Source organism: Arhodomonas sp. KWT (assembly GCF_010993615.1).
The window spans coordinates 1-1,465 of record NZ_WNXE01000428.1 but is presented as its reverse complement, the minus strand read 5'-3'; the positions used below and the strand labels follow the sequence as shown (position 1 = coordinate 1,465).

Annotated in this window: 1 protein-coding gene; it reads left to right on the top strand. The window is 65.2% G+C overall.

What is annotated here, in order from left to right:
• Positions 1–274: 274 nt before the first annotated feature.
• Positions 275–1,465, top strand: a 1,191-nt coding sequence (gene tyrS, locus G7A99_RS19595) for a tyrosine--tRNA ligase (protein WP_163143391.1), incomplete at its 3' end; no start/stop codon positions are given.

The following is a 1,465-nucleotide window of genomic DNA, read 5'->3' as shown; positions in this document are numbered from 1 at the left end:
CCGGTGACGACCGCGACGGACAGGGCGAGTGCGTGATGGATGCGGCGGGGACGCTTCCGACGGTTGGACAGGCTGGCCAGACTGTCCTTGTTGCGGCGGCGTGTCTTCATGGAACGATCCTCAGCCTATAAGCTCCGAACGTTAGCCCGAAGCCACAATTCAGTCAACGCGCGGGCGTGGGAGTAACGCCCGGCCAGTGCGATTGAGTAACATGTCGCGCGGGTCGGCGGGCGTGACGTCCGCCTCAGTTACCAGAGACAACGCGGAGTCGAGCATGAGCACGATTGAGGAATCGCTCGCGATACTGCGGCGCGGTGCCGAGGAAATACTGCCGGAGAATGACCTCCGGGCACGCCTGGAGGAGGGGCGTCCGCTGCGCATCAAGGCGGGGTTCGACCCCACCGCGCCGGACCTTCATCTCGGGCACACGGTGCTCATCAACAAGCTCCGCCAGTTCCAGGACCTCGGCCACGAGGTCATCTTCCTGATCGGCGACTTCACCGGCATGATCGGCGACCCTTCCGGCAAGACGGCCACCCGCCCGGCCCTCACCCCGGAGCAGATCAGCGAGAACGCACGTACCTACGAGGAGCAGATCTTCCGCATCCTTGATCCCGAACGCACGCGCGTGGAGTTCAATTCCCGCTGGATGGGGCCGATGAAGGCGGAGGGCATGATCCGGCTGGCGGCCAAGTATACCGTGGCGCGGATGCTCGAGCGCGACGACTTCCACAAGCGCTACGAGGACAATCGCTCGATCGCGGTTCACGAGTTCCTCTATCCGCTGGTCCAGGCCTACGACTCGGTGGCGCTGGAGGCGGATGTCGAACTCGGCGGTACGGACCAGAAGTTCAATCTCCTCGTCGGCCGCGAGATCCAGCGCGAGTACGGACAGCGCCCGCAGGTCATCCTGACCATGCCCATCCTCGAGGGGCTCGACGGCGTGCAGAAGATGTCCAAGTCGTTGGGCAATTACGTCGGCATCCGCGAGGGCGCCGATGATATGTTCGGCAAGCTCATGTCCGTCTCCGACGATCTCATGTGGCGCTACTTCGAGCTGCTTACCTTCCGCCCACTCGCCGAGATCGAGCGGCTGCGCCAGTCCGTTGCCGAGGGGCGTAACCCCCGGGATGTGAAGTTCGAGCTGGCCGAGGAGCTGGTGGGGCGGTTCCACGATACGGCGGCCGCCTCGCGCGCGCGGGAATCCTTCATAGCGCGTTTCCAGAAGGGGGCGATGCCGGAGGAGATGCCGGAGGTCGATCTGGACGTCTCCGGTGATGGTCTCGGTATCGCCAGCGTCCTCAAGGAGGCGGGGCTGACACCCAGTACCTCCGAGGCCCTGCGCATGATCAAGCAGGGTGCGGTGCGTATCGATGGCGAGCGCGTGGAGGACCGCGGGCTCACCCTGGGTGCCGGAGGCCCGATGGTGATCCAGGTCGGCAAGCGCCGGTTCGCGCGGGTGCGT